A 16851-nucleotide genomic window follows, 5' to 3' on the forward strand; every position below is an offset into this window, starting at 1 on the left:
CCGGCGCCTGTTACGCTTTCCACAGGTAGTGAGTCGTACCTACAACTGCTGCTGCCCGTTGATCGAGGCGAAAGTCGGCTTCATGCCGTGTGTCCGAGTTTACTCGGGCCTAGCCTCGGTGACGGGCAGTTTGTTGTCCAGTGTACCCGCTCAATCTTCGTACGTGACGTCGAGGATTGGCTTGCTGATGTACGACATGGGGGACACGCCCGCACGCTTGGTCAGGATGCCGAGCGCGGTCAGGTGATTCAGGTACTTCTGCGCCGTTGGAAACGAGATGTTGAGGATTCGCTGGGCGTCGGCTACGCGCACCGCCGGCGCGATGAACAGCGAATCAACGAGCGCTAGCATCTTCATCGCCGCGGCAGCAGAAAGCCGCTCTGCGAAGTCCTTCTGCAGCGCCAGCAATCGATCACATCGCCGCATGGCATCGTCGGCCTGTTCCTTCACCCCGCGTAGGCAGAAGCCGATCCAGTCTGCCCACGCGCCATCGGTGCTGACGCGGAGCAAAAGATCCATGTAGGTGTCCTTGTTGCGGTCGAAGTAGGCGCTCATGTAGAGCCACTGTCCCGAGAGCTGGCACCATTCCTCGATGCATAACGCGAGTAGCAGTCGCCCCACTCGTCCGTTCCCATCCATGAATGGGTGGATGGTCTCGAACTGATAGTGGGCAAGGAAGGCGTCGACGAGGGGATCGCGCTGGCGCGGTTGCTGGAGGAAGTGCTCGAAGTTCTCGAGCAGATCTCCCAACTGGTGCGGTGGCGGGGGAACGAAGCGAGCGGGCTTCCCGATCTGGTTTTGTCGGGTGCGAAACTGACCGGGGTTCTGGTCCGAACCGCGCACGCCGTCCATCAGCGTGTGATGCAGCTGGCGGATGAGGTGTCGCGAGAGAGGGAGCCGGTCGGTACCGCTGCCGCGAAGCTGCAGCGCGCGCGCATAGTTGAAGACCTCCCGCAGTGGGTTCTCTCGGTCGGTCTCGCGCGCGGGGATCGTTGGCTCCAGGTCGAAGAGCACCTGCTCCTCGGGCTCGGTATAGGTCCCCTCGAGGCTGGAGGACCGCAGCGCCTCGCGGCGCTGCAGCGGTCGCATCAGGAGCGTGGGGTTGGGGAGGTGCTTACCCACGCCATCCAGTCGCGCCAGGGCCGTCCGGGCTTCGAGGAGCATTGGCCACAGATCGGCCGGCCACTCCCATGTCGGCGGAAGGAAATCCGGCAGAAAGGCCGCGCTGAGGTCAGGAAACCCCGTCAGCGGAACCAGCTGTCCCGGGCTCGATTTGCCAAACCTTTCCAGTGCAATCACTTGGCGCCTGATTTTCAGAGGAGGGCGAGGTGCAGAAATCTTTAACGCAGGAGGCGTATCTTAAAATTCAACGGTCGAAATTTTAATCAACCCTGCCCGCGTTCAATTTTTCTCCATCTCTCGCACCGCCACAGATTCACTCCCCCGATCATCAGTCACCTTCACCTGCCCCCCCGGCAGCAGAGGCGCTCGATCGTGGCGAAACAGGCGCCGCGTTCGATCCAACGGTCTGGCATTCACCGCGCGCTACGGTGTGCCGGCTCGTGGTCGCGAGAACACGAGTTGAACGCGGCCATACACCTTGCCCTCGAGTCCGCGAAGCTCATGGGCGATGTCGACGTGCTGCCCGAGCTTGCTGGTCCACATACCGCTCCGGAGCTGTCTGGCCGCGTGTGTCGGCATCCCCCTCGCGTTGACGAAGAGCGCGACCTTCTCGCTGTCGGGTTCCAGCGCGTCGGAAGCGCACTCTTGATATCCATGGGCGGCGAGCATCGCGCAAAACGCCTCGACCGTCTCCAGGCGCTCAAGTCCCTCTGGCCAGTAGCCGGAGCGCGCCGGCCACCAGAATCTGGTATTGTCGCCTACTGCCCAGGCGATGCAGTTGTACTGAGGAGTTGCGGGACTGGTAATCGCGAAGGCCGACGTCGCGAGACCCGGAAAGGTCTTGCTGACATCCTCCGCACTCACGCGCCATACCCACGCTGAGCGAGCCACGCGAGCCAGTCAGCGGTCATGTCGATGAGGCTCCCACGGTGCGCGTCCGTCACCGGATCCGCCCCGGTGAGGGCCGTGAGCGCATCAAACCAGAAATGCGGCTCGTCTCGCAGTGCTTCCGCGATCAGCGGGATGACAGCCGGCCCGAGACCGATGATGCGCTGATAGGCAGGGTGGAGCACGATGTCCGAAAGCGACGAGGAACACACCGTGTCCGCCTTCCACGTTGCGGCCAGGTCTGCGAACAGTGCATCGAGTGGAGTCCGCGACACCGCTGCGTTGTACTGCGCGTCGGCTAGCCGCAACTGCATGCGAATCAGCGCCGACTCGGGTCCAACGGCGAAGTCGGGGTACGAGGCAACGTAGGCAGGCGGGGCGGCGAGCGAGACAGTGCTCATCGAAAGAGCTCGAGACACTTGGGGGTGAGACTGCGGAAGAAGACTTGGTTCTTCGCGGCACGGAGCGATTCCAACATGCGCCAGATTTCGGCGCCTTCGACCTTTCCTATGCGATTCAATTCGATGTCGAAGATCACCGGTAGGCGGTCCCTTGGGTCAACGCTCACATCGATCGTCTGATTGATGATCGCGACGGCGCCGATTTGCTCGAACGGGATGGTCAAACGCATGAAGAAGGCGGCCAATCCCTGCGGAATCCCGGTCCCGACCTCGGGAATGGTCAGGAAGTACTCCTTGAAGTCCGAGAACGGCAGCGGAACCTCGATTCGGTTGATGTAGCGCAGAGCAAGACGGGAAACGTGTGGCACACCGGTGGCCTCCGCATACGCTTCCCATATGTCGCGCGCTTCGGCAACCAGGGACCCCCAGTCGCGATACGGTCGAAGGCGACTGATCGCGATTCCATCCGTTCGAGCCTGCACGACCTGTGTTGCGTCTGCGCTCTGAAACCGGTACCCGTTTTGAGTCGCACTCGTTCCTCCGGGCCGTGGAACGACCCCGGTTGGGGTGAGTGCGAACTCTGAGCGGACGGCGTGCATGATCGTCCTGCCGGGATACCGATTCGCGATGCGCTCTCCGAACTGGCTGAGTGCGTCCAGGTCGATCGGGAATTCCGCCGACACGCCGAAGTCGATCAGCGCCTCGGTCAGCGGAGCGTGAGGCAGCGTCTCGTAATCAGCCATGTGAACAAACGTACGAGAGTGGCGCTGTGGTGCCAACTCGGCCGCAGAGTGCCGCAACACTCACTTCTCCACCTCCCGCACCACCATCAGTTCATTCCCCCGATCATCAATAACCTTCACCGCCACCTTCCCCGTCGCCCCCGGCACAAAGGGCGCGCTCACCGTCCCCGCCAGGTGCTCCCACACCGCGTCGTCATACGTCCCCTTGAGCGCGCGCTTGAGGTTGTCCCAGGCGCTGGTGCGCGGGAAGAAGGCCTGGTCCACGTGGAATGACAGCTCGTTGTAGTTGGTGTCGAGCAGCCACGCCGGCACATCGTCGCCGTCGCGGCGGTCGAGCTCCATGGTGACGGGGTCGAAGACGTCGAGGCCGCGGAACTCGACCTCGTACTGGGTGGGCTCGCCGGCCTTCTGCTTGGCGGCTTTGCGCAGCACCACCTCGGGGAGCCCGCAGACGGAGAAGATCTGCGACGAGCGCATGTTCTTGAGCAGGTCGCCCATCATCACGTCGGGCGTGGCCTGCACATAGGTGGCGGGGATCCCGGTGACGTCCTCGCAGTGCTCCACCAGCTCGCGCGCGTGCGGCTGGATGGCGAAGCCGATGACGTAGAGGTGCGTGTAGTGCTTGGCGTTGGCCTCGCGCGCGGCCTCGTACACGAGCTTCTCACTGATGGCACCGCTCTCAGGGCCGAAGACGATGGCGACGTCCTGTCCATCGGCCTTGGCTTCCGCCGAGATGACCTTGGAACGGGGCGGCCGGATCTGCGTGAGCGTGGCCGACTGGTTCCCCGCCAGCCGCAACACGGGGCTCTTGCGCAGCACCTCCAGCATGCGCTCCACGAACGACCCGTGCGACTCGGCCACGTTAGGCAGGCCGGAGTCCTCGATGCCATCCCCTTCCCAGTCGACCGGGGTGGGGATGGTGGCCTCGAAGACGAAGGGGCCGCTCACGCGCGTGATCCCTTTCTTCTCTTCAGGGCGATCGACGAGGACTTCCTGCGCCGGCGGTTCGTTGTTGGCGATGGACTTGAGGGTGATGTGCGGAACGATGCCGCCCACCTCCTCACCCTTGCTGTTCTGCTTGCGCTTGTAGGTGAAGCCGCCGGCCGGGCCGCGCGCGTCGTCCTTGAGTTCGTACCAGGGGTAGGTGGCGGTGAGGAGGCGCTGCCGAGCGAGGGCGAGCGGGACGCGCGAGGTGTCGATGGTGATCCAGCGGCGCCCCCATTGCTCGGCGACGTAGGCGGTGGTGCCCGAGCCGCAGGTGGGGTCGAGGACGAGGTCGCCGGGGTCGGTGGTCATCAGGAGGCAGCGCTCAATGATGGACGTCGCCGTTTGAACCACGTAGTAGCGCGTCTCACCAAAGCCCGTCAGTTTCGCGTCGGGCCAATACGAGTTGATCTCGCGAAAGGGAAACTCGTCACGATATGCCTTATACATCAGGGACTTGCCGACCGCATGAAGCCGTCCTGCTTCCCGCAATCGTTCAATCCCCTCCCTCGAGGTCGACCAACCTCGAGCACCGGGCGGATAGAACGTCTTTCCGCCTAACTCAATCGGGAAGCGAGAGTTCTCGCTTCCTGTTTGTGAAGACAGGTCATTCAACTTTAGGATTCTGCCTTCGGGAATCGGGTCGAGCCTCAGCTTCTGTCGAACCGTTAGGTCGATAACCTCACCATCGGTGGTCTCCACACAGATGTAACGTTCGTTCGGATTCTCGAATGGGTCTCGGTCGACAAAGACGGAGCGATACCTGATGGAGTCGAAGTCCTTGGAGTACCAGAGGAGATAGTCATTGACGGTTGCAGGAAGCTGGCTCGTCTGGCCTTGCGTCTTCTTGAACGCCAGAACCATGCAACTGTTCTCCGCCCCAAACACCTCATCCATCAACTCCCGCACGTGGTGCAGATTCTCATCCGAGATCTGCACGAACACGCTCCCACTTGGGCTGAGCAGCTCCCTCGCCAGCAGCAACCGGTCGCGCAGGTACGTCAGATACGAGTGCAGCCCCAGCTCCCACGTGTCGCGGTACGCCTGCACCATCTCCGGCTCCCGCGTCATGTCCCCGTCGTCGTTGTGCTTCACGTCCCGCTTGCGCACAAACGGCTGGAAGTTGCTCCCGAACTTCACCCCGTACGGCGGGTCGATGTAGATCATCTGCACCTGCCCACCCAGCCCCTCGTAGTGCAGCAGCGAGTTCATCACCACCAGCGAATCGCCGAGCACCATGCGGTTCACCCAGCGGTCGCGATGCTCGTAGGCGCGCAGCGTCTGGTCCACCACGCTGTGGCGCGGGTCGCTGAACAGGTCCAGCTCGGCCTGCTGCGTGCGTTCATGCCGCTGCACGCTCTCCAGGATGGCCTTGGTGCTCAGCCGCTCGTGCACAAAGAGCGGGAGCGTGGGCACATCGAACGAGAGGCGCTCGCCCTTGCCGGTCCAGTTGAGGAAGGGGCGTCCTAGCGCGGCGAGCTTGTCGGCGGCGGCCCTTGCCTCTTCCAGCGAGGTGGCGTTGCGGATGGCGGCGATGAGCGCTTCGCCCTGTTCGCGCGCCGGGTTCTGCGCATCCCAGTCGAGCGATGGCGAGAGCGAGGAGTCGTAGCGATAGGTGGCCGGCGCCTTCTTCTTGCGGAACTGTGCCTGCGTCCCCACGTCGGGGCGCAGCGGGGAGTCGGCGGTGGGGTGCGAGTAGTTCTGCGTGGCGGCGGCGCTGCCAGGCTTGGGAGCCTTGGGCTTGATGGCGGCGCCGGATGACTTCTTGCGAGCAGGCATTCGCGAATGTTCGGGGTTCGCGTGGTCAGGCGTTGGCCCAGTTTACCCGGGCGAACAGGCGCTGGCGATATGCGCGGTCGGTGGCGGTGCGGAAGAGGATGCGGGAGTGGTGCCGCTGGTTCTGCGAGCCCGCTCTTCTAAGGAGTTCGACCTGACAGGCGATGAGCCATTCGTCGCGAAAACGTCGATCGGAAAGAAACGAGAAGTCCCGGAACGCGATGGACATCGGCGGCTCGTCGGTCTCACCGCGTTGCGCCCGGAATTGAACGTCGTCGTAGACGCGCCCGGGTGCAGACGCGTCGACCACATCGGCGTTGGCTCGAACGAGTAGCATGGCGCCGGCGATCCCGAGCGTGCGATCGTCGGCGATGTAGGGCCGCAATACCCATCGTGAGTTGATGGTGACTGGGATAAAGAACGTCCCCTCGCGAATGGTGAGGACAAATCGCTTGTCGCCGTTCTCGACGCCAAGAGCCTCCACTAGCGTGGCTATGGATTCGAAATAGGACTCCGTCCAGCGTCGGGAGGGAGCGCCGGCGAGGTAGGCAATCAGCCGGTCTTCCGAGTCGGCCTTCCGATCGATGTCGGCTTCGGCGACGATGAGGCTAGCTGCACGCGCAGAGGCAGTCTCCGGCGCGGCCAACGGGATTGTTCGGAGCGTCGGCGTAGTCTCGCTTTCAGGGAGCGCAGGAAGGGAGGCTTCGAACTCGAGCAGCTGTTCGCGAACGATGGGGCTCGCGTGCATCCACAGAAGGTCATACCACTCCCTAATCTGTCGGACCTGACCTTCGTCTGAGACTACCGCTCCCACCTCCTGTCGCTGGAACAGCCCGCGCTCCGTGAAGTTCGCCGACCCAAACATCGCCAAGGTGGGCGACAGCGCGACCTTGGCATGCAGGTCGCGACAGTGCCGCACCTGCTGGGCGTGCTCGTGAATGAAGTCGAGAATCTCCGTCCTCGCCGGCCGCGCAAACGCACGCAACCACTCCTCCGCGTCGGTCACGAGGCGAAACTTGGGGGCGCGTCTGACCAACTCGCGAAGGATGGAAACGGACAGGTACGGCGCCGCGAGATCCAACTCGCCCGCGTCCGCGACCTCGCGCAACGCCCGCTCGAACGGCGACGCTCCCTTCCCCTCTTCCCCCGGGAACCTCAATAGCAGCTGCATCATCCTCCCGATCCTCCTCCCGCACACATGACATGGCCGAGCCGAGTGCCCAGTCGCGACTGCGCGGCACGTTGCGGCCAGAACAACCGACTGTCCAGCCCGCCCAGCGCCGCCGTGCGCCCCGCTCGTCATCGCCCCCGCGACACCCCGCGAGGGAATCGCCGACACCCGCCCCCTGAAGTTGCACATATATAACCATAGAGTTATATAGATGGACCGACGCTCCCAGAGGGACAATGCCAGTGGTTGCCCAGCGCCTACGCTCGCAGCGGGTGTGGCCAATGATCTTCCTGTTGATGGGAAGCGCGCACTTCTTCTTCGTCACTCCGCTCGAAGCGCAGGGGGCGCAGAAGGCGCAGGGGCAGGGCGCCGCCGCGGCGCTCCCGCCGGCACGCGCGGCAGTCGCGCGCGCGGTCCACGAGGTCGAGGCGCTGGATCTCCTGCGCTCGACGCTGGCGCAGTCCTTTGCGGCTGGCGGCATGGCGGCCACCGACTCGACCTTCGCGCAGGTGTGCAAGCCGGTGAAGGGGAAGGCGATGGCGCTGGCCAGGGAGACAGGATGGTCGATTGCGCAGCTCGCCGAACGCAACCGGAATCCCGATAACGCACTCGACGCCGAGTCGCGCCGCGCATTTCGCGCGATGCAACAGGACCCGGCGCTCATGAGCATGACGCGCCGCGCGACGATGCGCGGCGAGACGGGAACGCGTTACTTTCGACGCATCACCGTGGAGCCGGCGTGCCTCGCCTGTCATGGCGCGCGCGACCGGCGTCCCGATTTCGTGCAGAAGAACTACCCCGCGGACCGGGCCTACGGCTTTGCAGCTGGCGACCTGCGCGGGGTGTACTCGGTCTTCATCCCCGACTCGGCCGCGGCCGCCGGTCGGCGGTAGGACCCTCGGAGCGCCGGCCGGATCTCCGGCGCAGGGAACGAACGTATGCGGTTGAACCGGAGCTTTCGGTCGGTTGTGAACGTGACGACGCGCATCCCGACGCGCGCGACGAGGGGTATCGCCGCAGCGCTCGGCGTTGCCATCGCGATGACGGCGTCCGATGCGTTGGCACAGGGCGACGCCGCGCGCGCTGCCCAGCTCGCCCAGGGCAAGCAGCTCGTCTCGACGGTCTGCGCCGCGTGCCACACCGAGCAGCCGCCGCCCAAGCTGGCGCCGCCGCTCTCCCACGTGTCGCGGCGCTATCGCATGCTGAACCAGGGCGACCGCGACAAGGCGCTGGCGCGCATCGTGGCCTGGATCAAGGCGCCGGCCAAGGAGAAGTCGCTGATGCCGGCCATGGCCATCGAGCGCTTCGGACTCATGGCCCCGCTCCCGCTTCCCGACAGCCAACTACAGGCAGCGGCAGCCTATGTCTGGTCGCTCTCCGAGGGCGACTCGACGATGGGAGGCGGGATGGGGAACATGCGCGGGATGCAGCATGGGCACATGGCCGACACGTCGAAGATGAAGGACACCACCACGCTCAAGCGGCCATAATACGACGAACGCCGGGACCGCTGGGCGCGTTAGGTGTACGAATCAGGGTGTGTCTCGCGCCACCGCGCCGTGGTATCGTGGTGACGTTCGAGATGTCGCGGGGAATCACGACCTACCGGGAGGCTGACTGCATGGCATCGCTCGCGAAGACGGCACAGAGGGCCAGGAAGGCTGCGCTCAAGAAGGAGCAGGTGGTCGAGAAGTCGGTGAAGAAGGCGGTCACGAAGGGTGTCGCAAAGGCCGAGAAAGGGGCCAAGGCACTGGCAACCAAGGTGGCCGACAAGGTCACCGGGCGGGACAAGAAGAAGAAGGCGCTCAAGCGGGCGGCCGTAGGCGCCGCCGTCGTCGCGGGGCTCGCCGCGGCGGGCGTCGCGGTGGTCAAGGCGCGGAAGAAGAGATAGAGGGCGGACGGGGGACGGGGGACAGCTTGCCCCAGCGAAGGCTGGGGGGAGACGGGAGTGCGAGGGGGCGGACGCGTGAGCGTCCGCCCCCTCGCGATTTGCTGCGCTGGATTCCAACATCCCCGCGCCCCCGCACGTACCCCCCCAGAGTTGCACGCCACCGAACTCCCGTCCCCTGTCCCCCGTCTCCCGTCCCGTATGCCCTTCTCCCGTCGTGATTTCGTGTCCACCTCCGCTGCGGCCGCGGCCGCGCTGGGGGTTGGGCACCTTACCCCGCGCGTGGCGGCGGCGATGTCGGTTGGTCCCGACGCGCTGCCGCTGCAGGACCCGGCGTTCAAGCAACTGGCGATGCGCGCCCTCGAGGCGGCGAAGGGGGCCGGGGCGTCGTACGCCGATGTGCGCATCTCGCGCAACCGGACGCAGAACGTTTTCACGCGCGAGCGGCGCGTGCAGGGGGTCGTGGACAACGAGACGTTCGGCTTCGGCGTGCGCGTCCTCGTGAACGGGGCCTGGGGGTTTGCCGCCAGCAGCACGATCACGCCGGAGGAGATCGTGCGCGTGGCGCGCCAGGCGGCCCGCCAGGCGCAAGCGTCGCGCCCCACGCAGCTCAAGCCGGTCGTCCTGGCCCCCGGGCAGGCGCCGGTGACCGACGGCACCTGGAAGTCGCCGATCCAGAAGGACCCCTTCGACGTCCCGATCGAGGAGAAGGTGCAGTTGCTCCTGGCGGCGAATGAGGCGGCGCTCAAGGTGAAGGGGGCGCGCTTCTGCACCTCGTCGATGTTCTTCCTGCGGGAGGAGAAGACCTACGCCAACACCGATGGGAGCTACACGGTCCAGACGATCTACCGCGCCCAGCCGTCGCTGACGGTGACGGCGGTGTCGGCCGACTTCACCGACTTCCAGTCGCGCCAGTCGACGGACATCCAGCCCAAGGGGCTCGGCTACGAGCACGTCACCAACGCCAACCTGGTGACCAACGCGACCAAGTGGGCCGAGCAAGCGGTGGAGAAGCTCTCGGCCAAGCCGGTGGAGGTGGGACGTTACGACCTGGTGCTGCACCCCACGCACTTGTGGCTGACGGTGCATGAGGCGTGCGCGCACCCCACGGAGCTGGACCGCGCGCTGGGCTATGAGGCCAACTATGCGGGGACGTCGTTCGCCGCGCCGCCGGAGAAGACGTTAGGCACCCTCAAGTTCGGCTCGCCGCTCATGAACGTGCGCGGTGACCGCTCGCAGGCCGGCTCGCTCTCGGCGTGCGGCTGGGACGACGAAGGGCAGAAGCCCGACGACTTCATGATCATCGAGAAGGGGATCCTCGTGAACTACCACGCGATTACCCGCATGCAGGCCCCCTTTCTCGACTGGTGGTACCGGAAGAACGGGAAGCCGCTCAAGTCGCAGGGGTGCTCGTACTCGCAGAGCTGGGCCGACGTGCAGTTCGAGCGCATGCCCAACGTGTCGCTCATGCCGGGGACGACCGAGCGCTCGTTCGAGGACATCATCGCGGCCACCGACAAGGGGATCGCGATCGTGGGCGACGGGTCGTTCTCGATCGACCAGCAGCGCTACAACGCGCAGTTTGGCGGACAGCTGTTCTATGAGATCAAGGGAGGCAAGGTCGTTGGCATGCTGAAGGACGTGGCCTACCAGATTCGCACGCCGGAGTTCTGGGCGGCGATGGACATGATCGGCGGACCGAAGAGTTACGAACTGTGCGGCGCCTTTGGCGATGCCAAGGGACAACCCTCGCAATCGAACGCCGTATCGCATGGGTGCGTCCCGACGCGCCATCGCCAGATCAACGTGATCAACACCGGGAGGCAGGGATGAGCGCGCCGCGTTCACTGTTTGTCGAGGGGGCGCCGATCCTCTCGCGCGACGAGGCGCAGGCGCTGGCCAAGCGCGTCCTCTACTTCGCCACGGCCGACTCCACGCGCGTCACGATCCGCAGCGCGGCGCGCGCCAACTCGCGCTTTGCCGTGAACCAGATCTCGACGGCGGGAGACAACTTCGACACGGTCGTCACGGTCCTCTCATCGTTTGGCAAACGCTCGGCAACCGCCACGACCAACAAGCTCGACGACGCGGCGCTGCAACAATGCGTGGCCAACTCGGAGAACCTGGCGCGCCTCTCGCCCGAGGACCCCGAGGCCATGCCCGAACTCGGCCCCCAGCAGTACGCCGAGTCGAACGGGTGGAGCGATGCAACCGCGCTGCTCGATCCCGTGGCGCGCGCGGCGGCGATCCAGCAGGTCACCGAGCCGGCGCGCGCCGCGGGGCTCGTCTCCACCGGCTACATCGAGTCGCGCGGGACGGCGCTGGCCATCGCCAACAGCAAGGGATTGTTTGCCTATTCGCGAACCACCGAGGCCGTGCTGACGACCACCGTGCGCACCGCCGACGGGATGGGGTCGGGGTGGGGCGGGACCGCGCACTGGGACTGGTCCCGGATCGACGCCAAGGCGTTAGGCGCCACGGCGATCCAGAAAGCCAAGGCGTCGCAGAACCCGGTGGCCATCGAGCCGGGGCGCTACACCGTGGTGCTCGAGCCAACCGCCGTCGGCAACCTGGTGCAGCTCATCCAGGGGGCACTCAACGCGCGCAGCGCCGACGAGGGGCGCTCGTTCTTCACCAAGGCCGGCGGCGGCAACAAGGTCGGGATGAAGGTCATGGACGAACGCGTGACGATCTTCACCGACCCGCTCGACCCCGACATCGGGACCAACACCTTCTCCGGCGATGGCCTTCCCACCGGTCGCACGGTGTGGATCGAGAACGGCGTGGTGAAGAACCTCGCTTATGACCGCTTCTGGGCGCAGAAGCAGGGGAAGGAGGCAAACACCGGTGGTGGCGGTGGCGGGTTTGGCGGTGGCGGCGGCTTTGGTGGCGGCGCCGGGCTCAAGATGCTGGGGAGCGACCAGTCGCTGGAGGCACTGATTGCGGGAACCGAACGCGGCATCCTCGTCACGCGCTTCTGGTACATCCGCCCGGTCGATCCGCGAACGGTGCTTTACACCGGGCTCACGCGCGACGGGACCTTCCTCATCGAGAAGGGGAAGATCACCAAGTCGGTGAAGAACTTCCGCTTCAACGAGTCGCCCATCTTCATGCTCAACAACCTGGAGGCGATGTCGCGTGCGGTGCGGGTGAGTGCCAGCGAGAGCGGGAACACCGGGCAGGCAATCGTCGTCCCGGCGATCCGCACGCGCGATTTCTCGTTCACGAGCCTGAGCGACGCGGTGTAGGCGCGCGGCGGGAGCGCTGCGCATTTCCAACGATCTCGTGCAAGACGCGCCCGGTGCACTGCCGGGCGCGTTTGCGTTGCAGCGGTGGCGATCCAGCGCACCGCCGCCCGCCGGTGCTGGACAACGCCGGCGCCGAAGCAGACGTTACGCCCTCCCACCACGTCCATGTCACGCGTCGCCTTCATTCACGCCCTCCCCGAGTCCCTCGCCCCGCTCGACGCGGAGCTGGCGCGCACGTGGCCTGGCTGCGAGACGATGCACCTCATGGACGACTCGCTGTCGGCGGACCTCGCGCGGTCGCCGCACGGGCTCGACGAACGATTCGACGCCCGGTTCCTGGCGTTAGGCGCGTACGCCGTGTCGACCGGGGCGTCGGGCATCCTCTTTACCTGCTCGGCGTTCGGGCGCTGCATCGATGGCGTGCGCCGGCAGTATCCATCGCTCCCGGTGCTCAAGCCGAACGAGGCGATGATCGACGAAGCAACAGCGGCGGCGAGCGGGGCGCCTGTCGGCCTCGTGGCAACCTTCGCCCCCACGCTGGCGTCGATGGTTTCGGAGTTCCCGGCGGCGGTCGACGTGCGCACGTCGCTGGCGGTGGGCGCGCTCGTGGCGCTGCGCGCAGGCGACCTCCAGCGCCATGACGCCCTCGTCGCCGAGTCGGCCCAGCGGCTCGTGACGGCCGGGTGCGCCATCATTGCATTGGCGCAGTTCAGCATGGCGCGCGCCGCGAGCGAGGTGCACGCGCAAACCGGCGTGCCGGTACTGACCACCGTGGAGAGCGCAGTCCGCCGGCTGCGCGCGCGGGTGGAGGGCGCAGCCCGTGCGTGACCTGCTTTCGTTCGTTGGCGTGACAGGGGAGGGGTGCGCCGCCCGATGACTGACCTTTCACCAGAGGGAGTGATGTACCACCACGACCGACACCTTCGGGCTCGACGCATAACGGGACAGCGCTCGGCGCTCGCGCTCGCGCTGGCACTCGCGCTGGCACTGCTCGTGGCGCGTCATGGCGAGGCGCAGGACGCACGCCGTGCGGCAACGGCGCCGGCGGGGCCGCCCTACGACGTCGTCATTCACGGCGGGCGCATCGTCGACGGCACCGGCTCTCCGTGGTTTGTCGCCGACGTGGCAATCGCCAACGGCCGCATTGCCGCTATCGGGCGCATCGCGCCGGCGCAGGCAAGGCGCGCCATCGATGCGACCGGGCTCGTGGTCGCGCCGGGCTTCATCGACATGATGGGGCAGACGGCGACTCCCTTCCTTGCCAATCCCAACAGCGCCTTCAACCTGCTCTCGCAGGGAATCACGACCATCAACGCCGGCGAGGGTGGTTCGAGCGCCCCGCTCGACGCCGAGCAGGCAAGGCGCGCCGGGTGGTCCACCATGCGCCAACTCTTCGCCAGGCTCGACTCGGCGGGGATGCCGATGAACATGGTGCAGACCGTTGGGCACACACAGTTGCGCGAGATCGTCATTGGCGACAAGGACCGGCAGGCGACGCCGGAAGAGCTCGAGCGCATGCGCGACTACGTGCGCGAGGCGATGGAAGCGGGTGCCATCGGCGTCTCGACGTCACTCATCTATCCGCCGGCGATCTACGGCTCCGAGTCGGAGATTGCCGAACTGGCCAAGGTGGCCGGCCAGTACGGCGGCCGCTACTTCACCCACATGCGCAACGAGGGCGATCGCCTGCTGGAGGCCATCGACGAGGCGCTGCGCATTGGGCAGGCCGCGGCGACGCCGGTGCACATCTTCCACCTCAAGACGGCAGGGCAGGGCAACTGGGGAAAGATGGATCTCGCGCTGGCGCGCATCAAAGCGGCGCGTGCCGCCGGTCAGCAGGTCGGTGTCGACATCTACCCGTACATCAACAACGGGCTCGGCATTCGCGCGCTCATCCATCCCCGGCATGCAGCTGACGGCGAGGCGGACCTGCTGCGCAAGCTCGGCGACCCGGCGGCGCGCGCCGAGATGCGGCGCGAGATGGAAACGCTCGGCGGATGGGAGAACTGGTATGCTCACGCCGGAAAGGACTGGGACCGCATCATCGTGTCGGGGCTCGCGGCGCCGTACACGAAGTACTCGGGCACGTCCATCGGCGACATCGCGCGCGCCGTGGGCAAGGACCCGTGGGACATCTTCTTCGAGCTGGCGCCAACGACGGCGGGCGCCATGCCGCAGTCCATGTCCGAAGCCAACAAGATCAAGGCGATGCGCGAGGAGTTCACCTCGTTCGACACCGACGCCGGCCCGCTCGACCCGTCGCAGACGCTCGTGCACCCGCGTGGCTACGGCGCCTTTCCGCGCCTGCTCGGCCGCTACGCGCGCGACCTCGGGGTGCTGACGCTGGAGGCCATGGTCCACCGCATGAGCAGCGTGGCCGCCAACGAGATCGGCGCGTACGATCGCGGGAAGCTGGCGCCCGGACTGGTGGCCGACGTGGTGATCTTCGACGCGGCGACGATCCGTGACCGCGCGACGTTCGCCGAGCCGACGCTTGCCTCGGAGGGGGTGCGCTATGTGCTGGTGAACGGCGGCGTGGTGCTGGAAGACGGCAAGTACAACGGTGCGAAGCCGGGGCGCGTGATTCGCGGGCCCGGCTACCGCGCGACGCCTGCAACGCGTTAGGCGCCCGGCGCGCTACCGCTTGTCGAGGAAGGCGCGGAAGATGGACCGCGCCTCGTCGCCTTGCAGCAGGCGATCGAAGTGCGGAAGCTCCTCGTCGATCGCCTCGCGCACCGTGCGACCCTGGGGGCGCCTGAGGAGCGCCTTGGTCGTCATCAGCGCGTCGCGTGGCTGCCTGGCCAGGCGCTCGGCGATGGCGGTGGCGAGCGAGAGTACGGCGTCGGCGGGGACCACGCGATTCACGATCCCCGCGCGCTGCGCCGTGGGCGCGTCGAAGTAGTCGCCGAGCATGAGGAGCTCGGCGGCCAACCGATGTCCGGCGAGTTGCGGGAGGAGGAGCGACGACCCCGCCTCGGGGGAGAGTCCCAGCGGAACGAAGGGGAGCTGGAAGCGCGCATCCTCGGCGGCGATGACCAGGTCGCAGTGCAGGAGCATCGTCGTCCCGATGCCGATCGCGAGCCCCCCGACGGCTGCAACGATCGGCTTGGTGAACTGCGATATGGCGTAGAGAAAACGGGGCCCCTCGCGCTCGGCACTAGCGGCGCCGTGCAGGAAGTCGCCGACGTCGTTGCCGGCGGTGAAGAGGTCCTCCTGTCCGCGCAGCAGCACCGCGCGCACCTCGCTGTCGCGCGCGGCGTCGTCCAGGGCGTCGCTCATGCCGCGGTACATCGCCAGCGTGATCGCGTTCTTCTTCTCGCGCCGTGAAAGCTCGATGGTGCAAACGCCGTCGGCCTTGGCGGTGAGGATGTGCGCAGTGCTCACGAGCGACTGGGGATGGAGGTGATGACGGTCGTTCCGGTCAACCGCCCCAGACGTCGCGCATGAGGCGCACGAAGTTGCCGCCGATGATCTTCTCCACGCGCGCCTCGGAGTGCCTGCGGGCCAGGAGGGCGTCGGCAATGCGCTCGAGGCGGCGCGGGGTGTTGAGGTCCGGGACGAAGAAGTAGACCTCGGGGTCCTCGCCAGGCGCCGCGATCCCCGCCTTCTGCCGTCGCGCCACGAACTCTCGGTGTTCGCGCTTGTACTCATCGGTGACCTCGTGCGGGGTAATGGAGAGGTCGCTCCCGATCCCCACATGATCCTCGCCGCAGACGTTGAGCGCGTGCTCGATGTGGCGCACCACGTCGTCGAGCATGGGCTGGCGCCCCGGCGTGAGGAAGGGCATGAGGTAGATGCCGATCACGCCGCCCTTGTCGGCCATGGCCTTCAACTCGATGTCGCGCTTGTTGCGCGGGACGTCGGCCAGCGCGGCGCACCCGGAGTGCGTGATCGCGACCGGACGCGCCGACGCGGCAATTCCGTCGGCGGTGGTGCGCTGGCCGCAGTGCGACAGGTCGACCATGACGCGCTGCCGGTCCATTTCGGCCACGAGGTCGCGCCCGAAGGTGCTGAGCCCCGCATTGCCCGGCTCCAGGCTTCCATCGCCCACCAGCGAGCGCGTGTTGTAGGTGAGCTGGATGATCTTCACGCCGTACGCGGCAAAGATCGCGACCGTCGACAGGTCGCTCCCGATGGGTTCGACTCCCTGGAAGCCGTAGATGAGGCCGAGTCGCTTTGTGCGTTTAGCCTCGGCGAGGTCGGCCACCGAGCGCACGCGCACCAGCACGTCGCCGTGCAGGTTGAGTTCGCGTTCCCACGCCCCGATGCTGCGCATCGTGGCGGCGAAGTCGCCGCCGTTCACGGTGAGGTTGATTCCCGTGATGCCCGACTGCGCGGCGTTGCGCACCATGGCGTCGCTGAGCGGCGTGCGCGGCTGCACCGAGTTGAAGGGGCCGGGCGAGGCGAGGCAGTCGATGACCGTGGCGCGCTCGTAGCCCGGCCAGGGCGCGTGCATCGCGTCGGCCGCTGCCTTCCCGTCAGGCGCAATCGCTGGAACGATCGGAATGGCGGCGCCCAGCGCGGGGAGCGCGGCCGCCCCCGCTAGTCGCGTCACGGCGCCGCGGCGCGTGCAGCGCTCGTGGAAGAAGTCGGACATGTCGGTAACGGTGTCGGTAACGGTGTCGGTACG

At 66.5% G+C, this 16851-nt stretch carries 15 protein-coding genes; 7 read left to right on the forward strand and 8 right to left on the reverse strand.

Annotated features, from left to right (window positions below; all coding sequences use genetic code 11):
- Positions 1–150: 150 nt before the first annotated feature.
- The 6 genes from IT359_13305 to IT359_13330 all read right to left on the reverse strand — a co-directional run bounded on the left by IT359_13305 (position 151) and on the right by IT359_13330 (position 7022).
- Entirely contained in the window at positions 151–1164 is a 1014-nt protein-coding gene (locus IT359_13305; GenBank protein MCC6929953.1) for a Fic family protein, read from the reverse strand.
- A 381-nt stretch (positions 1165–1545) separates the two neighbouring features.
- Positions 1546–1986, reverse strand: coding sequence for a hypothetical protein (locus IT359_13310; protein ID MCC6929954.1), 441 nt, complete (start codon positions 1984–1986; stop codon positions 1546–1548).
- Positions 1983–2411: a hypothetical protein gene (locus tag IT359_13315; GenBank protein ID MCC6929955.1), complete on the reverse strand. Its 429-nt coding sequence runs from the start codon at positions 2409–2411 to the stop codon at positions 1983–1985. The genes IT359_13310 and IT359_13315 overlap by 4 nt, the downstream gene beginning before the upstream one ends.
- Positions 2408–3154: a TIGR04255 family protein gene (locus IT359_13320; GenBank protein MCC6929956.1), complete on the reverse strand. Its 747-nt coding sequence runs from the start codon at positions 3152–3154 to the stop codon at positions 2408–2410. Before IT359_13320 ends, IT359_13315 begins: the two co-directional genes overlap by 4 nt.
- Positions 3155–3214: 60 nt before the next feature.
- On the reverse strand, positions 3215–5917 hold the full coding sequence (locus tag IT359_13325) for a site-specific DNA-methyltransferase (GenBank protein MCC6929957.1): 2703 nt from the start codon (positions 5915–5917) through the stop codon (positions 3215–3217).
- Positions 5918–5942: 25 nt separating this feature from the next.
- Positions 5943–7022: a phospholipase D family protein gene (locus tag IT359_13330; protein ID MCC6929958.1), complete on the reverse strand. Its 1080-nt coding sequence runs from the start codon at positions 7020–7022 to the stop codon at positions 5943–5945.
- 344 nt (positions 7023–7366) lie between these two features.
- Between IT359_13330 and IT359_13335 the strand changes: the two genes are divergently transcribed.
- From IT359_13335 to IT359_13365, 7 genes are all read left to right on the forward strand, one after another.
- A complete protein-coding gene (locus IT359_13335; GenBank protein ID MCC6929959.1) occupies positions 7367–7978 on the forward strand; it encodes a DUF3365 domain-containing protein in 612 nt (203 codons plus the stop codon).
- A gap of 81 nt (positions 7979–8059) precedes the next feature.
- Positions 8060–8575: a cytochrome c gene (locus IT359_13340; GenBank protein MCC6929960.1), complete on the forward strand. Its 516-nt coding sequence runs from the start codon at positions 8060–8062 to the stop codon at positions 8573–8575.
- Positions 8576–8655: 80 nt separating this feature from the next.
- On the forward strand, positions 8656–8976 hold the full coding sequence (locus tag IT359_13345) for a hypothetical protein (protein MCC6929961.1): 321 nt from the start codon (positions 8656–8658) through the stop codon (positions 8974–8976).
- Positions 8977–9174: 198 nt separating this feature from the next.
- Positions 9175–10806: a TldD/PmbA family protein gene (locus tag IT359_13350; protein MCC6929962.1), complete on the forward strand. Its 1632-nt coding sequence runs from the start codon at positions 9175–9177 to the stop codon at positions 10804–10806.
- Positions 10803–12221, forward strand: a complete 1419-nt coding sequence (locus tag IT359_13355) for a TldD/PmbA family protein (GenBank protein MCC6929963.1) — start codon at positions 10803–10805, stop codon at positions 12219–12221. The genes IT359_13350 and IT359_13355 overlap by 4 nt, the downstream gene beginning before the upstream one ends.
- A gap of 165 nt (positions 12222–12386) precedes the next feature.
- Positions 12387–13049 carry a hypothetical protein gene (locus IT359_13360; GenBank protein ID MCC6929964.1) on the forward strand — a complete coding sequence of 221 codons (663 nt, stop codon included), beginning with the start codon at positions 12387–12389 and terminating at the stop codon, positions 13047–13049.
- Between the two features lie 45 nt (positions 13050–13094).
- The gene (locus IT359_13365; GenBank protein ID MCC6929965.1) at positions 13095–14846 is read left to right on the forward strand and encodes a D-aminoacylase; all 1752 of its coding nucleotides are present in this window, start codon (positions 13095–13097) and stop codon (positions 14844–14846) included.
- Between the two features lie 12 nt (positions 14847–14858).
- Here IT359_13365 and IT359_13370 read toward each other — a convergent pair whose 3' ends face one another.
- The gene (locus IT359_13370) at positions 14859–15605 is read right to left on the reverse strand and encodes an enoyl-CoA hydratase (protein MCC6929966.1); all 747 of its coding nucleotides are present in this window, start codon (positions 15603–15605) and stop codon (positions 14859–14861) included.
- Positions 15606–15642: 37 nt separating this feature from the next.
- Positions 15643–16818 (reverse strand): membrane dipeptidase, encoded by a 1176-nt coding sequence (locus tag IT359_13375; protein MCC6929967.1) that lies wholly within the window; start codon positions 16816–16818, stop codon positions 15643–15645.
- Positions 16819–16851 lie beyond the last annotated feature (33 nt).

The sequence above is a fragment of the Gemmatimonadaceae bacterium genome (assembly GCA_020852815.1).
GTDB lineage: Bacteria > Gemmatimonadota > Gemmatimonadetes > Gemmatimonadales > Gemmatimonadaceae > SCN-70-22.